The sequence below is a fragment of the Methylobacterium sp. C33D genome (assembly GCF_053345825.1).
Map to the genome: position 1 here is coordinate 16,645 of NZ_JBKFAV010000033.1, position 16,029 is coordinate 32,673.

Sequence of the window (16,029 nt, forward strand, 5' to 3'; positions counted from 1 at the left end):
TCGGGACGCGGATGCGGGTTGGACCCAAGATCGCCCTGGTCGGTGGCGTGCCGATCCTCGCCGCCGGCGCGATCGCCGTGGCCGGCTGGCTCCTCCTGGCGCAGGAGGAGCGCGCCCGGCGCGGCGCGGTCCTCGTCGCCGACGTGTACCACGACATCGCCACCGCCCGCCTGATCCGCGACCAGTACGCCGCCGCGGACGCGCAGGACCGGTCCACCTATGCCGCGCGTTTCGCCGGCCTGACGGCGCGCGCCGAGTCCGGTCTCGGACGGCTCGCCGCCTTCGCCCGCATCGACGAGCAGCGCGCGCGCATCGCCTCCGTGGAGCGGGCCCTGGCGCGTTACCGGGGCGAGATGGACGCCTTCGTCCGGCGGACCCGGGAGAATGACGGCCTGATCCGCGAGATGACGCAGCGGGCCGACACCCTGATCGATCTCACCGACCGGGCGCGCCTGCGGCAGCAGGTCTCGAACGCCGACCTCGCGCGCTCGATGGCCGAGAAGGTCGAGGCGTTGCGGGTCGCGCGGGGCCTCGTCGCCCGCCTCAACACCCTGAGGGCCCGGAGCGCGGAGAGCGCCGCGATCGCCGCAAAGGGCGTGGTCCGGAGCGACGCCCCCGCGTCCGACCCCACCGAGGCGACCGGCGCGGACAGCGAGGGGCCGCGCGCGCAGAACCTCTTCCGCGCCGCCAGTCGCGACCTCGCGGCGGCGCTGCGGGCCGACGGCCGGGAGGCCGATGCGGAAACCCTCGACGCGCTCAGCGCCGGGGCGGCGGGGCGGAGCCCGGATGCCCGCGCGAAGCTCGACGGCTGGATCGAGCGCACCCTGAAGATCGAGACTTCCGGCCAGGAGAGCCGGCACGACGAGGTGGCGCAGCTGATGGCCTACTCCGTGGAGGCCAACGAGATCGAGCAGGCCACCCAGAACGTCGCGATCGGCACCCTCAAATTGGGGCCGCGGACCGCCGGGGCCCTCCTGCACCGCGACGCCGCCCTCGCCGAGCGGATGCGCGACGAGGGCGAGCGACTCGCCCGGAGCGCGGCCTCGCTGCCGATCTCGCCGCTGATTCAGGCCGAGATGGTCCAGGCCCTCGACGGCTGGCGCGCGCGTCTGACCACCACGATCGGGGGCCTGCGGCAGCAGAACGCGATGATCGGCGCGATGGACGGGCTCGCCGACACGATGATCGACAGTGCCAAGGCGCTCAACGACGCCTTCGTGGAGGACGCCGACCGGTTCGGCATCTTCATCCAGCGGATCCTGCTCGTCGGCGCGGCCGGGCTCCTGCTGTTCGGCGCCCTGGTGGTGATCTTCGTCGCCCGCTCGATCCTGGTGCCGCTGCGCGCCCTGCAGGGCGATATGGTCATGCTGACCGGGAACCCGGCGGGCGCGGCCGTGCGGGGCACGGCGCGCCGGGACGAGCTCGGCGACATCGCGCGCGCCACCGCGGTCTTCGTGTCCGAGATCACCCGCCGGGAAGGCGCGCTGCGCCGGGCGAAGGATCAGGCCGACGTCGCCCTGGTTGAGCTGCGCCGGACCCAGGACAACCTCGTCCGGGCCGAGAAGCTCGCCTCCCTCGGGCAGCTCGTGGCCGGTGTCGCCCACGAGATCAACACGCCGCTGGGCATCGCGCTCACCACCGGGACGCTGATGAGCGACGAGGCGCGGACCTTCCGGGCGGGCCTGTCGGCCGGCACGCTGTCGCGCTCCCGGCTGAACCGCTTCGTCGCCCGGGTCGAGGAGGGCGCCACCCTGCTCTGCACGAATCTCACCCGGGCCGCCGATCTCGTCCAGGGCTTCAAGCAGGTCGCGGTGGACCGCGTCAGCGACGAGAGCCGCAGCGTCGTGCTGGCGACCTGGCTCGACGACCTGCTGGCGAGCCTGCGGCCGATGCTGCGGAAAGGGGGCCACGTCGTGGAGCGTGCCTGCCCGGAGGACCTCGTCATCGCCACCAATCCCGGCGTGCTGGCTCAGATCGTGACCAACCTCATCGCCAACGCGGTCGTGCACGGATTCCGGGCGGGTGAGCCGGGACGGATCGGCGTGGACGTGTCTGTACGCCCCGACGGCCTCGTGCGGCTGGAGGTCCGCGACAGCGGCCAGGGCATCCCCCCGGAGCACCTCGACCGCATCTTCGATCCGTTCTTCACGACGGCCCGCAGCGCCGGCAGCACGGGGCTCGGCATGCACATCGTCCACAACCTCGTGACCGCCAAGCTCGGCGGTTGCATCGCGGTCAGCAGCGAGCGCGGTCGGGGGACCGTCGTGCAGGTCGATTTTCCCGCCGCGGGTACCGGCGCGGCCGCGCGGCCGCGGGCCGGCGCGATCCCGGCACCGTGAGGCCGGCCGCGGCATACCGGGCGGCGCTGCTCGCCCTGGCTGCCGGCCTGGTCTCCGCGCTGCTCGTCGGGCCCGGCCCGGCGATGGCGCGCACCTTCGTGTTCTGCTCGGAGGGCAGCCCCGAATCCTTCGATCCCGCCCGCGCCACGACCACCACCACGATGAACGCCGCGTGGCAGGTCTACAATACGCTCGTGGAGTTCGCGCCCGGCACCACGACGATCCGCCCGGCCCTCGCCGAATCCTGGACGGTCTCGGAGGACGGCCGGACCTACGTCTTCGCCCTGCGGGACGGCGTCCGCTTCCACGCCAACGCGCGCTTCACCCCCTCGCGGCCCCTGAACGCCGAGGACGTGGTGTTCTCCTTCGCCCGGCAGCGGCGCTCCGGGTCCGATGGCGCCGCGCAGGGCTTCACCTACTTCCACGACCTCGGCCTCGCCGACCTGATCGAGGCCGTCGACGCCCCGGATCCGCGCCACGTCCGCTTCCGGCTGCGCGAGGCCGACACCACCTTCCTCGCCAACATCGCGCAGGCTTTCGGCGCGATCCTGTCGGCCGAATACGCCGCGGCCCTCGCGGCCGACAACCTGCCGGACGAGATCGCCCGGGCGCCGATCGGGACCGGCCCCTACGTGTTCGAGGGGTACCGGCCGGATCAGGTCCTGCGCTTCCGCGCCTTCCCGGACTACTGGCGCCGCGCGGCGGACGACGGCGAACCGGGCGGGCGCCCCGACGGGCTCGTCTTCGCGATCACGCCCAACGCGGCGGTCCGGCTGACCAAGCTGCGGGCCGGGGAGTGCCACGCCATGGCATTTCCAGCGATCGGCGACCTCGATGCGATCCGGGCGGAGCCGGGCCTGACGCTGCTGTCGCTCGCCGAGCTGAACGTCGCCTACCTCGCCCTCAACACGACCCGCGCGCCCTTCGGCGACGCGAGGGTGCGGCGTGCGGTCAATCTCGCCATCGACCGGCGGGCGATCGTGGCGGGTGTGTACGGCGATGCCGGGATCCTGGCGCAGGGGCCGCTGCCGCCCGGGATCTGGGCCCACGACACGGACCTCCCGGACACCCCCTTCGACCGCGCGGAGGCGCTGCGCCTGCTGGCGGAAGCCGGCCTCGCCGGGGGCTTCGACGTCGAGCTGTGGTATCCGCCGGTCAGCCGGCCCTACAACCCGGACGGGCGGCGCGTCGCCGACATGATCCAGGCCGACCTCGCGCAGGTCGGCATCCGCGCGCGCCCGGTCACGCGTCCCTGGAACGCGTACCGCGCCGCGCTCTACGGCGGGGAGCCCAGCCTGATGCTCTACGGCTGGACGAGCGACAACGGCGACCCGGACAACTTCCTGAGCGTCCTGCTCGGCTGCAAGGCGGCCGAGACCGGCGGCGCCAACCTCGCCCGCTGGTGCGATCCGGCCTACGACCGGCTGGTCGAGGCCGCCCGCCGCACGGGCGACCGGGAGACGCGGCAGGCGCTGTACCGGCAGGCTCAGGCCATCGTCCGGCGCGCGATGCCCTGGGTGCCCCTGGCCCACACCAGGGTGCATCTGGCGCTGCGCAGCGACGTGCTCGGCCTGAGGATGGATCCCCTCGGCCGCCACCTGTTCGAGACGGTGCGGTTCCGCGCCTCTCGGTGACGGCAACGCCTGTGCCGTCCTTGCGAGCAGAGCGAACCAATCCAGCAGCGCCACGTCCACTAACGGCGCAAATCCCTGGGTCGCTTCGCGGCGCTCGCGATGACGGTATGGGCCGACCGACCAGTCGCGCTCACTTCTTGGTCCGCTGCTGGAAGACCCGCAGCACCTGATTGCCCCGCGCCACGGCGTCGTCGAGGGCCCGCTGCGGCGCCTTCGCACCGTCCAGCGCCGCCTCCAGCTCCTCGGCCCAGATGTCCCGGATCTGCAGCATGTTGCCCAGGCGCAGGCCGGCGGTGTTGCGCGTCGGGGGCCGCCGGGTCAGTTCCTGCACGGCCACGTGGAGCTGCGGGTGCCGCTCGAAGAAGCCCTCCGCCACCGCGTCGGCGTAGGCGCCGCGCGTGGTGGGGATGTAGCCGGTGTTCCGGTACAGCGCGGCCTGCTGCCGGCCGTCCATCAGGAAGGCCAGGAAGCCGGCGACGCCGCGGTACTCGTCCGGCGTCTTGCCCTGCATCACGTAGAGCGAGCCGCCGCCCAGGATCGCGTTCTGCGGCTCCGGCACGACGTCGGGATAGAAGGGCATCGGCGCGACCGTCCAGTCGAACCGCGCCGCGGTGGCGACCTTGCCGTACAGGCTCGACGAGGTGAGGAAGATCGCGCAGTCGCCCGACACGAACCGGCTCTCGCCGCGATTGACGCGGTCGTTGTACTCGAACGCGCCCGCGCGCTTCAGGTCGACCAGGTTCTGCAGGTGCCGGACCTGGAGCGGGCCGTTGAAAACGAGCTCGGCGTCGTAGCCGTCCAGGCCGTTGGAGCGGGTCGCGAGCGGGCGGTCGTGCCAGACCGACAGCTGCTCGAGATGCACCCAGGTCGGCCAGGCCGAGGACAGGGCGCACCGCTCGCCGTCCGCCGCCTTGAGCCGCCGCGCGGCCTCGAAGACCTCGGGCCAGGTCGCCGGAAGCTGCTTGGCGTCGAGGCCCGCCGAGCGGAACCGATCGCGGTTGATCCACATCACCGTCGAGGAGACGTTGAAGGGCAGGGACAGCATCCCGCCCTCGGCATCGAGGTAGTTGGTGGCGATGACCGGCAGGAAATCGTCCGGCGTCACCGAGAGCCCCGCCTCCCGCATCACGGTGGCGACCGGCCTGACGGCGCCGATGGCGGCCGCCATGGTCCCGTTGCCGACCTCGAAGACCTGCAGCAGGTGCGGCGCCGCGCCGGTGCGGTAAGCGGTGATGCCGCTGCTGATCGTCTCGGCGTAGCCGCCCTTGTAGACCGGAACGACCCTGTAGTCGGGCTGGGAGGCGTTGAACGTCTCGGCCAAGCGGGTCACCAGCTCGCCGTTCGGCCCGTCCAGGGCGTGCCAGAACTGGAGCTCGGTCAGGGCTGCGGCGGGCAGCGGGCGCAGGGCGGCGAGCAGCCCGACGAGCAGGATCATGAGCAGCGGGCAGCGGGCGCTCGGCAGCGGCAGGCGGCCGATTCCACGCCGGGTTGGTCTCGTCGCGCCGCTCATGCCAGCCGCTCCGGAAGCCACAGCCGCAGCACCGTGCCGGCGCCGGAGCTGCTCTGCAGTTCGACTCGCCCCTGGAGGCGGTTCACCACGAGGTTGTGGACGATGTGCAGGCCGAGGCCCGTGCCTCCCCGGGCGCGGGCTGTCGTGAAGAACGGGTCGAAGACGCGGCCGAGGTCGGCGCCGTCTATGCCGCGCCCGTCATCGGCGATCGCGAGGCCGATCCCGTCCCCGGTCCGGATCCCCGTGATGGTGATGCGACCGCCCTCACGCTCCTGGAATCCGTGCTCGATCGCGTTCTTGACGGCGTTCGAGACGACCTGTGCCAGGATCCCCGGCAGCGTGTCGACGACGAGGTCGGGTGGGCAGTCGACCACGAAGACGTGCCGGCCCGGCCGCGCCAGGGCGCGCAGGCTCTTCAGCAACTCGTCGATCCAGTCCCCGAGGTTGAGCGCGCGGCGGTCCTCGATGGCCTGATCGGCCGCCACCTGCTTGAAGCTGTAGAGCAGGTCGGCCGCGCGCATCAGGTTGCTGGTCAGGAGCTGCGCACCCTCCCGCATACGCCCGGCATACTGGGTCAGCCGCGAGCGGGAGAGCTGGTTCTCGCCCACCAGGCGCTCGAACGCGGCCGAGTCGGACTGGACCTGCGTCGCGGTGGTCAGGGCGATGCCGAGCGGGGTGCTGATCTCGTGGGAGACGCCGGCCACGAGCTGACCGAGCGAGGCGAGCCGCTCCGCGCGGATCAGGTCTTCCTGGGCCTGCCGGAGGGTCGTGAGCGCGTCGTCGGCCCGCTGGGAGGCGTTGCGCCGGTCCGCCTCGCGACGGCGGATCTGCTCCAGGAACGCGTTGGTCGCCCGGGCGATGTCGCCGAGCTCGTCGCGCCGCGTGAGCAGGTGGCCGTCACGGCCGATATCCTCGGGGGCGGGCGCGGCGGCGGCGGTGACGATGCTGTGCTGGAGCGCGTGCAGCGGCCGGGTGATCGAGCGTGCCACCGCGGCGGCGGCGCCGATCCCGAGGCACAGGGCGCCGACCGCCCCAACGACCAGCAACTGCCGGATCACGCTGCCGAACTGGTCGGCATCGTCGATGAAGGCCCGGCTCAGCGTCTGCGCGTTGGCGCTCATCGTGGCGGCGCGGCTGTCCATGTCGGCGATGGTCTCATTCTGATCACCGATCTTCTCGATCGTCGCGGCGAGCTGCGTGCGCCAGCCGTCGATCGCGTCCGCCATCTCGTCCCGGATGCTCACGGGGATGAGCAGAGTCCGGGACGTGCCCGACAGCTCGGCGCCCGCCGCCAGCACCCGCGACGCCTCCGCGGTGTCCCGGCGCGCGAGGGCCGCATCGGTCCGCCGGGCGAGACGCAGGGCCGTGAGGGCGACATCCTGGGCGGAGAGCTCGGCCTCGTTCGAGAGGACCGAGTGCCGGATGAGGAGGGCGACCTCCTCGTAGAGCCGGCTCTGGCGGGCGACGTTCAGCTGGACGAGCTGGTCGCACCACTCGACCAGGACGCGGCCCGCCTGGGTGGCCCGGGTCAGCTCGAAGCCCTCGGACAGGACCCGGTTGAGGTCGTCCTCGGTCCGGCTCCGGTCGCGGTAGGCCTTTAGCAGCTCCGTCGCCCGGTCGGCCGCCCCGGCCTCGCCGTCGACGCGCAGCACCCGGCGCAGCCGGTTGCCCACCGCATCGAGCTGCCGCAGGTCCGCGGCGAGTTCGTCGAACTCGATCGGGAAGACCGGACGGCCGATGCGCGCCCGGTTCAGCTCCGCCGTGCTGATCGCCTCGCGCAGCTCCCGCAGCGCGGTGACGACGCCCTGGTTCCGCTCCAGCTCGGCATCCTTCACGGCCAGGACGGCGATCAGCTGCGCGTTGTCCTGCTGCTGGCGCCGGCGGGCGACGTCGGTCAGGGCCACCAGGGCGTCCGCCCGCCGGGCCATGTCGGCGATCGTCGCGTTCGCGGTCCGCTCGGACAGCAGGAGCGAGCGCATCCGTGTGACCTGCGAGATCAGGTCCCCCGTGACGGTCGCCACGAGAGCCGACTGGCCGCGCGTCCGCGCGAGACCCTCCAGAAGCTCCAGCTGCCCGGCCGCCGTGGCGGCCCGCTCGTCGAAGCGGCGCTCGGCCTCGTCCCGCCGCGCGGTGCCGCCGCTGACGGCGTCCGCCCGCGCCCGGTTCATCGACGTGAGCGTCTGCGCCGTCTCCGTCGCCACCACGGCGCCGGTCCGTGCGCGCTCGGCCTCGTAGAGCAGGATCCAGGCGCCCAGCGCGATGGCGGCCGCGACGAGGATCGGAATGGCGCCGACCACGAGGACGCGGCGCGCGATCCCGGACCTCCCGAAACCGCGGATCATGGCGCCTCGCACCGTGTCCGGCAGCGTGTCCCGCACCGTCTCCCGCACCGTGTCCCGCGCCCCGTCACCCGTGCGGCCTCCCGATCGTCACCGATTCCGCGGCGACACCGTCCGTTATTGTGCCATCGGCCTGATGACTTCCCGAGAGCGCTGAAGCAACACGGGACGCAATATTCGCGCAGCACGACTTCCGTAGATACCGCCTCGCACAACGGTCCTCGAAGACCGGATGAGGGGAAACACCATGCTCGACGTCATCGCCCGCCTCCTGTTGTCGGCCGGTATCATGGTCGGTACGACCTACCTGCCCGCGCTGTCGCACGCCGTCACCGGCCAGCCGGCCGGCACCCGCGTCGCCGCCGCCGCGCCGGCCTGCCCCGCGAAGCCCGCGACGGCCGGGATCCGCGCCGTGGCCTGCCTGGGCTGACCGGCATGGAGACGCTGCCCCTGATCCTGCTGGTGAGCGGGAATGTCCTGCTCGCCATCCTGATCCCGCTCCTCGTCTGAACGCGCCGCGGCCATGCTCCGCGAGCCCCGCGGCAAGCCGGTCCACCGGGTCCGGCCCCGAACCGCCGCCGTGAGCGGCCGTTGCCCACCGGTAAGGCCTCGATTAGCCGGACTGTGCGGCCGGCTCGGGCCGCGCCCCGTGTCACGGTCCGCCGCCCATGCCCGAGTCTCCACGCCTCGCCCGGGACCGATCCCGATCCGCGGCCGTCGCTCTGGCGATGCTGATCGGCGTCGGCGATGCCCGCCCGGCCCGGTCCCTCGACGTGCCGGACAGCCCGCGCCCCGCGCGGCCGTCCCGGCCGGTGGCGCCGGACCTCGCCGCGGCCCTCGCGGCCTACAGGACCTACGTCGTGGCCCAGGCCGACGCCTTCGTGCGCGAGACCGCGCGCTTCGTCGCGGCGATCCAGGCCGGGCAGCTCGCCGAGGCGCGCCGGCTCTACGCCCCGGCGCGCGCGCCCTACGAGCGCATCGAGCCGGTGGCGGCCCTGTTCCCCGACCTGATCAAGCGCCTCGACGTGCGCAACGACGAGTTCGAGCTGCGCGAGCGCGATCCCGCCTTCGTCGGCTTCCATCGCCTGGAGATGGCGCTCTTCACCCTCGGCACGACGGAGGGGCTCGGCGAGATCGCGGATCGGCTCGCCGCCGAGACCGTGACCCTGCGCGACCGCGTCGCGGCGCTCGCCATCCCGCCCGCCAAGGCGGTCGGGGCCGCCTCGGCCCTGATCGAGGGGATCGCCGCCACCAAGATCAGCGGCGAGGAGGAGCGGTACAGCCGCACCGACCTGTGGGACTTCCAGGCCAATATCGAGGGCTCGAAGGCGGTGTTCACGCTCCTGCGCCCGCTGCTGACGGACGGGGACTTCGTGGCCCGGGTCGAGCGCAGCTACAAGCGGGTCGAGGACCTGCTCGCCCGCTACCGCAGCCCGGACGGCGGCTTCCAGAGCTACGACAACCTCACGGCCCGCGACCGCAACGCCCTGAAGGGGCCGATCACGCTCCTGGCCGAAGATCTGTCGACGCTGCGTGGCCGGCTCGGTCTAGACTGATATCATTGCCGAGGTGCCGCCCTGTGGCCTCTCTTCGTGGCTAAAGGCGGTAGCGCGACCTGATCTTGCCGAGCGACGATGCGCCTTCCTTCACCGGTCATCACCCGCCGCCGGCTTCTCGGCGGCCTCGGCGCCGCCGCGCTCCTCGGGCCCGCACGGGCCGAGGACGCGACGCCGACCACCGCCACGGAGGGGACGCTCGTCGCCCAGCCCTTCTACGGTCCCCACCAAGCCGGCATCGTCACGCCGCAGCCGGCCGCCGCCCTCTACGTCGCCTTCGACGTGCTCGCCGAGCGGCGCGGCGAGCTGCCCCACCTGTTCCGGACGCTCACCGAGCGACTCGCCTTCCTGACGCGGGGCGGTGCCGTGCCCGATCTCCACCCGCAGATGCCGCCGCGCAATTCCGGCATCCTCGGGCCGACCATCCTCCCGGACAATCTCACCGCCACGGTGTCGGTCGGCGCGAGCCTGTTCGACTACCGGTTCGGCCTGGGGCGCGCCCGCCCGCGCCATCTCGGCCTCATGGAGCGCTTCCCCAACGACGCCCTCGACCCGGCGCAGTGCCACGGCGACCTGCTGATCCAGCTCTGCTCCAACACCGCCGAGACCAACATCCACGCCCTGCGCGACGTCATCAAGGCGACGCCCGGCCTCCTGACGCCGCGCTGGAAGATGGAGGGCTTCCTCCCGCCCCACGTGGTGAAGACCATGGGGGCCGACACCGTGCGCAACATGCTCGGCTTCAAGGACGGCACCGCCAATCTCGACGTGCGGGATCCCGGGCTGATGGACCGTCACGTCTGGGTCGGGGCGGGGCAGCACGAGCCGGCCTGGACGGCGGGCGGGAGCTACCAGGTGGTGCGGATCATCCGCACCCTGGTCGAGCGCTGGGATCGCACGCCGCTCGGCGAGCAGGAGGCCATCATCGGCCGGCACAAGGGCAGCGGGGCGCCGCTCGGTCAGGGACACGAGCGGGACGTCCCCGGTTACGCCGCCGACCCGGACGGCGAGACCATCTCGCTCGCGGCCCATATCCGTCTGGCCAACCCGCGCCTGCCGGGTACCGAGGGCAGCCTGATCCTGCGCCGCAGCTACAACTATTCACGCGGGCTGACCGCCGCCGGCCAGCTCGACATGGGCCTGCTGTTCGTCTGCTACCAAGCGGACCTCGCTGCCGGGTTCATCACCGTGCAGAACCGTCTGTCCGGCGAGGGTCTCGAAGAGTACGTCCGCCCGATCGGCGGCGGCTACTTCTTCGCCCTGCCCGGCGTGTCCGGGCCCGGTTCCTTCCTCGGGGAAGGCATGCTGGCCGCGACCTGAAACTGCGTCGGCGCGGATCCAGACTCGGACATCCGTCTCCGGGATGCTGGCCTCGGGCGCCCGAGATACCGGCCGCCCGCGGGATCGGCTCCGCGCTCAGTCGACCTCCGCCCGTCCCGCGATCAGGGCCATGCGGACGAGTTCGGAGAGGCTGCCCGCCCGAAGCTTGGACATGACGTTCGCCCGGTAGATCTCCACCGTCCGCGGACTGATGCCGAGATCGAGGCCGATGACCTTGTTGGCCTTGCCGGCGACCAGGCCCTCCAACACCTGCCGCTCGCGCGCGGTCAGTTCGGCGAGGCGCGCCCGCACCGCGTCGCGCTCGGTCGCGCGCTTCACGGTCCGGTCCGCCTGCGCGAGGGCCGACCGGATGCTGGCGAGGAGCACCGCGTCGTCGAACGGCTTCTCGATGAAGTCGACCGCGCCGGCCTTCATGGCCTCGACCGCGAGGGCGACGTCCGCGTGGCCCGTCATGACGATCACCGGCGGCAGGCTGCCCCTTTGAAGGAGCCGGTGCAGGAGCTCGACGCCGTCGATGCCGGGCATGCGCACGTCGGTGACGACGCACCCGACGCGCCCGGTCTCCGCGGCCAGGAAGGCGGTCGCGGATTCGTGGACGCGGACGGCGAGCCCGTCGGTCGCCAGCAGGAAGGCCAGCGCCTGGCGCACCGCGAGATCGTCGTCCACGATATGCACGGGCGCGTCGCTCGACGCGTCACTCGACATGAGCCATCTCCTCGCGGTCGAAGGTGCGCAGGGTGAAGCGGAAGGTCGTTCCCCCGTCCGGGCCGGGGCCGGCCTGGATCTTGCCGCCGTGGGCCTCGACGATGGTCCGGCAGATCGACAGACCGACGCCCATCCCCCGCGCCTTCGTCGTCACGAACGGCTGGAAGAGCTGCGCGGCGATCTCGGGGGCGATGCCCGTCCCGGTATCCGACACGCGCACCTCGACCAGGCCCTCGGCGGGAAGCGCCCGCGTCGCGACGGTCAGGTCGCGCCGGGCGACGTCCTCCATGGCCTCGATCGCGTTGCGGATGAGGTTGAGCAGGACCTGCTGCACCTGGATCCGGACCGCGAGCACGAGGGGCGCGTCCGGGTCGAGATCGAAGCGGACGCGCACCCCCTTCTCCCTCGCGCCGACGAGGGCGAGGGCGCTCGCTTCCTCGATCAGCTTGGGCAAGCCCTCGATGTGCCGCTCGCTCTCGCCGCGCGACACGAAATCCCGCAGATGCCGGATGACCTGACCGGCTCTCAGGGCCTGGTCGGCCGCCTGGTTCACCGCGTCGGCGAGCAGCGGCACCTCGGGACCCTCCATGCGCCCGAGGAGGCGACGGCAGCCCTTCAGGTAGCTCGCGATCGCCGTCAGCGGCTGATTGATCTCGTGGGCCAGGGTCGACGCCATCTCGCCGAGGGCGGTGAAGCGCGACATGTGCACCAGTTCGGATTGCAGCTCCTGCAGGCGAGTCTCGGTCTCGTTCCGCTCGGTGAGGTCGCGGATGAAGCCGGTGAAGTAGCGCTCGCCGCCCGAGCGCATCTCGCCGACCGACAGTTCCATCGGAAAGGTCGAGCCGTCCTTGCGCTGGCCGACCACGACGCGGCCGATGCCGATGATCCGGCGCTCCCCCGTCCGAAGGTAGCGGCCCATGTAGGCGTCGTGCTGGCTGCGGTACGGTTCCGGCATCAGCAGGCTGACGTTCCGCCCGACCATCTCGTCCGAGCCGTAGCCGAACTGACGCACGGCGGCTGCGCTGAACGACTTGATCTGCGCCTGCTCGTCGATGACGATCATCGCGTCGGGCACCGTGTCGAGGATCGAGCGCAGGTGAGCCTCGCGCGCCCGCAGCTCCTCGTCGGCCTGCTTCTGTTCGTGGATGCTGTAGACCACGCCTCGGTGCCGGAAGGGCCGGCCGCCGGCGTCGACCTGCACGCGCCCGCGCGAGCGCAACCAGTGAACGCGCCCGTCGGGTTGAACGGCCCGGTAGTCGATCTCGTAGCTTCCGCCGTCCGTCAGCGCCCGCCCGATCACCGCCGCCCGGGCGGCGCGGTCGTCCGGATGCACGAGCGCCTGGATCTCGTCCAAGGTGGTGAGACGGTCCGGCGGAACGCCGAACAGGCGGATGCAGGACGGGAGGATCGTGACGCGCCCGGTCGGGATGTCGAGGGCCCAGCCGCAGATGCCGGCCTCGTCGAGTGTCTGCCGCAGCCCGTCCGCGTCGAACGGGTCGCCGTCGCCGGTGGCAGGCGCGTAGGGAACTTCAGGCGTCGTCATGTCGGCCGCGCGGGGAGACGGAACCGGCGTCCGTCCAGGTTGTCGGCTCCGGTTTTACACCGCCGGTTGCATCAGAAACCAGTCGGGCGCGAGGACGTCCCCGAACCGACGGAACGACCGCGCCGGTGGCCAGCCGGACGAGGCCGCCCGGCGGGGCAGCGCCGCGGAGGTGCCGAGATGCGCGTCGAAGGCCGCTGCGCCGTTTCCGCCGAAGGTCCGGGCGTCGTCCGGGATGGCGAGGCCGGCGCCCTCCCGTCGGACGAGGCCGCCGGCCAGGAGCTTCGGCAGGCGGGGCAGCGCGGCGAGGACCGAGTCCCGATCGCGCCCGCGCGCGCGGCACACGGCACCGACGTCGACGCGGAACGCGCACGTGACCCGCTCGATCAGATCGGCGCGCAGACGGTCTTCCGCCGTGAGCGCGTAGCCTCTCAGCGTCGCGAGCGCGTCGCTGGCGACGCGCTCCGCGCAGGCGCGGATCGCGGGTCGTTCCCCGCGAGCCCGCGGGCCGGCTTCCCGCGTCCCGACGTTTCCTCGCGGCGGTGAATCCGCTAGGCGTGGTGGCCGTCGAGAGCGCGCCTTCATTTTTCGGAGCGGCTCGCGCGCTCGCGCCGGATCGGGTTTCGTTCGCGCCGCGCAGAGGTCTCGAAGCATGCTCTCGGAGCGCCAGAACGCGATCATGGACATCGCGCGGGCCGACGGGCGCGTCTCGGTCGATGCCCTGTCCGGTCGCTTCGCGGTCAGCGTGCAGACCATCCGGAAGGATCTCAACGACCTGTGCGAGGCGCGCCTCCTGTCGCGCATCCACGGCGGTGCGGTGCTCGGCGCGGGAGCCGAGAACCTCGACTACGAGGCGCGCAACGCGCTCGCGGCGCCCGAGAAGGCGGCGATCGCGCGCGCGGCCGCCGACCTGATCCCGGACCGCTCCTCGCTGTTCATCAATATCGGGACCACGACCGAGGCCGTCGCCCGAGCGCTCCTCGGCCATTCCGGGCTCATGGTCATCACCAACAACCTGAATGTCGCGCTCGCGCTGCGGCCGAGTCCCGAGATCGAGTGCATCGTCGCCGGCGGCCTGATCCGCCGCTCGGACGGCGGGATCGTCGGGGAGGCCGCGGTGGACTTCATCCGCCAGTTCAAGGTCGATTTCGCGGTGATCGGGGCCTCGGCGATCGACGAGGACGGGGCGCTCCTCGATTTCGACTATCGCGAGGTCCGGGTCGCGCAGGCGATCATCGCCAACGCCCGCCACGTCGTGCTGGTCGCGGATTCCACCAAGTTCGAGCGGAGCGCGCCGGTGCGGCTCGCCCAGCTCAGTCAGGTCGGCACCTTCGTGACCGATCGCTGCCCGAGCGAGACGCTGCGTGACCTCTGCCGCGCCTCCGGAGTCCGCTTGGTCGAAACCGGGCGCTGAGTGCTCAGCTTTCGATTGAATTTCGTTTGATTTCGTATTACGGTCCACTGCTTTCGCAGTCGCGCGTCCGACGCCGCGGCACGGGAGGGGGAGGACCATGCGCACGTTCGACGTTGCCGTCATCGGCGGGGGGATCAACGGCTGCGGGATCGCGCGCGACGCGGCCGGCCGCGGGTACTCGGTCTCGCTGACCGAGCAGAACGACCTCGGCAGCGGCACCTCGTCATGGTCGACGAAGCTGATCCACGGCGGCCTGCGCTACCTCGAGCACTACGAGTTCCGCCTCGTGCGCGAGGCGCTGGCCGAGCGCGAGGTGCTCTGGGGGATCGCGCCCCACATCGTGCGCCCGCTGCGCTTCGTCCTGCCGCTGCATGCCGGCCTGCGTCCGGCCTGGCTCCTGCGGATCGGGCTGTTCCTCTACGACCATCTCGGCGGCCGCAAGCGCCTGCCCGGCACGCGCTCCGTGGACCTCTCCGGCCCCATCGGCGCCCCGCTCAAATCCGAGTTCCGGCGCGGCTTCGAGTACTCGGACGCCCGCGTCGACGACACGCGCCTCGTGGTGCTCAACGCGCGCGACGCCGAGGCGCGGGGCGCCGAGATCGCGGTCGGCACCCGCGTCGTCTCGGTCCGGCGCGAGGGCGACCTGTGGCGCATCGTCCGGCGCGAGCTCAGGACCGGCCGCGAGGAGGAGATCGCCGCGCGCTTCCTCGTCAACGCGGCCGGCCCCTGGGTCGACCGGGTGATCCAGGGTCCGCTCGGCCGGAGCGAGGCCAAGCACGTGCGCCTCGTGCAGGGCTCGCACATCGTGATGCGCAAGCTCTACGACCACGACCGGGCCTTCATCTTCCAGAACGCGGACGGGCGGATCATCTTCGCGATCCCCTACGCGAACGACACGACGCTCGTCGGCACGACGGACCGCGACTTCTCCGGCGATCCCGCCGACGCGGCGATCACCGAGGAGGAGACCGCGTATCTCCTGAGCGCCGCCAGCGAGTACTTCGCGACGCCGCTTCGCCGGGAGGACATCGTCTGGTCCTTCTCGGGCGTGCGCCCCCTCTACGACGATCACGCCTCCGCGGCGCAGGAGGCGACGCGGGACTACGTGCTGAAGACGGACGGCGCGGCCGGCGAGGCGGCGGTGCTGAACATCTTCGGCGGCAAGATCACCACCTATCGCAAGCTGGCCGAGGACGCCCTGAAGGAGATCGATCGGCGCCTCGGCGCGCGCGGCCGCTCCTGGACCGGTAGCGCCGCGCTGCCGGGCGGCGATTTCCCGGTCGACGGGGTGGCCGAGCTCGAGGCGCGCCTCGCCCGCGTCGCGCCCCAGCTCGCCGCGGCCACGGTCCGGCGCATGGTGGCCGCCTACGGGACGGACGCGCTGCGCATCGCCGCGAAACTCGGGCCCGACCTGGGGCACGGCCTTCACGAGGGCGAGCTGCGCTGGATGATCGACCGGGAATGGGCCCGCACCGCCGAGGACGTGCTCTGGCGCCGGTCCAAGCTCGGCCTCGCCTTCTCGGCCGACGAGGTCGCGGCGCTGCGGGCGCGGATCGCCGCCATGACCGACCGGCACGACGGCGCGATGGCCGTCGGCTGAGCCGGTCGCCGCCCGCGGGCACGGAACAATCGCGAGACGGCGACCCGGCCG

At 72.4% G+C, this 16,029-nt stretch carries 12 protein-coding genes; 8 read left to right on the plus strand and 4 right to left on the minus strand.

Going from position 1 to position 16,029, the window contains the following annotated elements; all coding sequences use genetic code 11:
• Positions 1 to 11 precede the first annotated feature (11 nt).
• Both ACLBXO_RS23295 and ACLBXO_RS23300 read left to right on the plus strand, forming a co-directional pair.
• On the plus strand, positions 12 to 2,339 hold the full coding sequence (locus ACLBXO_RS23295) for an ATP-binding protein (RefSeq protein ID WP_447686847.1): 2,328 nt from the start codon (positions 12 to 14) through the stop codon (positions 2,337 to 2,339).
• Positions 2,336 to 3,973 carry an ABC transporter substrate-binding protein gene (locus tag ACLBXO_RS23300; protein WP_447686848.1) on the plus strand — a complete coding sequence of 546 codons (1,638 nt, stop codon included), beginning with the start codon at positions 2,336 to 2,338 and terminating at the stop codon, positions 3,971 to 3,973. Before ACLBXO_RS23295 ends, ACLBXO_RS23300 begins: the two co-directional genes overlap by 4 nt.
• A 130-nt stretch (positions 3,974 to 4,103) precedes the next feature.
• Here the strand turns inward: ACLBXO_RS23300 and ugpB are convergent, their stop codons facing one another.
• Together ugpB and ACLBXO_RS23310 are read right to left on the minus strand one after the other, a co-directional pair.
• Complete coding sequence (gene ugpB / locus ACLBXO_RS23305; protein WP_447686849.1) at positions 4,104 to 5,483, minus strand: sn-glycerol-3-phosphate ABC transporter substrate-binding protein UgpB; 1,380 nt, start codon at positions 5,481 to 5,483, stop codon at positions 4,104 to 4,106.
• Positions 5,480 to 7,825 carry an ATP-binding protein gene (locus ACLBXO_RS23310; RefSeq protein ID WP_447686850.1) on the minus strand — a complete coding sequence of 782 codons (2,346 nt, stop codon included), beginning with the start codon at positions 7,823 to 7,825 and terminating at the stop codon, positions 5,480 to 5,482. Before ACLBXO_RS23310 ends, ugpB begins: the two co-directional genes overlap by 4 nt.
• Before the next feature lie 244 nt (positions 7,826 to 8,069).
• On the opposite strand from ACLBXO_RS23310, the gene ACLBXO_RS23315 reads away from it, so the two are divergent.
• The 3 genes from ACLBXO_RS23315 to efeB all read left to right on the plus strand — a co-directional run bounded on the left by ACLBXO_RS23315 (position 8,070) and on the right by efeB (position 10,698).
• Positions 8,070 to 8,252 (plus strand): hypothetical protein, encoded by a 183-nt coding sequence (locus ACLBXO_RS23315; protein WP_331317227.1) that lies wholly within the window; start codon positions 8,070 to 8,072, stop codon positions 8,250 to 8,252.
• Between the two features lie 238 nt (positions 8,253 to 8,490).
• The gene (gene efeO / locus ACLBXO_RS23320; protein WP_447686851.1) at positions 8,491 to 9,378 is read left to right on the plus strand and encodes an iron uptake system protein EfeO; all 888 of its coding nucleotides are present in this window, start codon (positions 8,491 to 8,493) and stop codon (positions 9,376 to 9,378) included.
• 78 nt (positions 9,379 to 9,456) lie between these two features.
• On the plus strand, positions 9,457 to 10,698 hold the full coding sequence (gene efeB / locus ACLBXO_RS23325; RefSeq protein ID WP_331317230.1) for an iron uptake transporter deferrochelatase/peroxidase subunit: 1,242 nt from the start codon (positions 9,457 to 9,459) through the stop codon (positions 10,696 to 10,698).
• 96 nt (positions 10,699 to 10,794) lie between these two features.
• Here efeB and fixJ read toward each other — a convergent pair whose 3' ends face one another.
• On the minus strand, positions 10,795 to 11,424 hold the full coding sequence (gene fixJ, locus ACLBXO_RS23330; protein WP_447686852.1) for a response regulator FixJ: 630 nt from the start codon (positions 11,422 to 11,424) through the stop codon (positions 10,795 to 10,797).
• Positions 11,414 to 12,967, minus strand: a complete 1,554-nt coding sequence (locus ACLBXO_RS23335; protein WP_331317234.1) for a PAS domain S-box protein — start codon at positions 12,965 to 12,967, stop codon at positions 11,414 to 11,416. Before ACLBXO_RS23335 ends, fixJ begins: the two co-directional genes overlap by 11 nt.
• 177 nt (positions 12,968 to 13,144) lie before the next feature.
• Between ACLBXO_RS23335 and ACLBXO_RS23340 the strand changes: the two genes are divergently transcribed.
• From ACLBXO_RS23340 to glpD, 3 genes are all read left to right on the plus strand, one after another.
• The gene (locus ACLBXO_RS23340) at positions 13,145 to 13,510 is read left to right on the plus strand and encodes a hypothetical protein (protein WP_447686853.1); all 366 of its coding nucleotides are present in this window, start codon (positions 13,145 to 13,147) and stop codon (positions 13,508 to 13,510) included.
• A 106-nt stretch (positions 13,511 to 13,616) separates the two neighbouring features.
• On the plus strand, positions 13,617 to 14,378 hold the full coding sequence (locus tag ACLBXO_RS23345; RefSeq protein WP_447686854.1) for a DeoR/GlpR family DNA-binding transcription regulator: 762 nt from the start codon (positions 13,617 to 13,619) through the stop codon (positions 14,376 to 14,378).
• 97 nt (positions 14,379 to 14,475) lie between these two features.
• Entirely contained in the window at positions 14,476 to 15,978 is a 1,503-nt protein-coding gene (glpD, locus tag ACLBXO_RS23350) for a glycerol-3-phosphate dehydrogenase (RefSeq protein ID WP_331317239.1), read from the plus strand.
• Positions 15,979 to 16,029 lie beyond the last annotated feature (51 nt).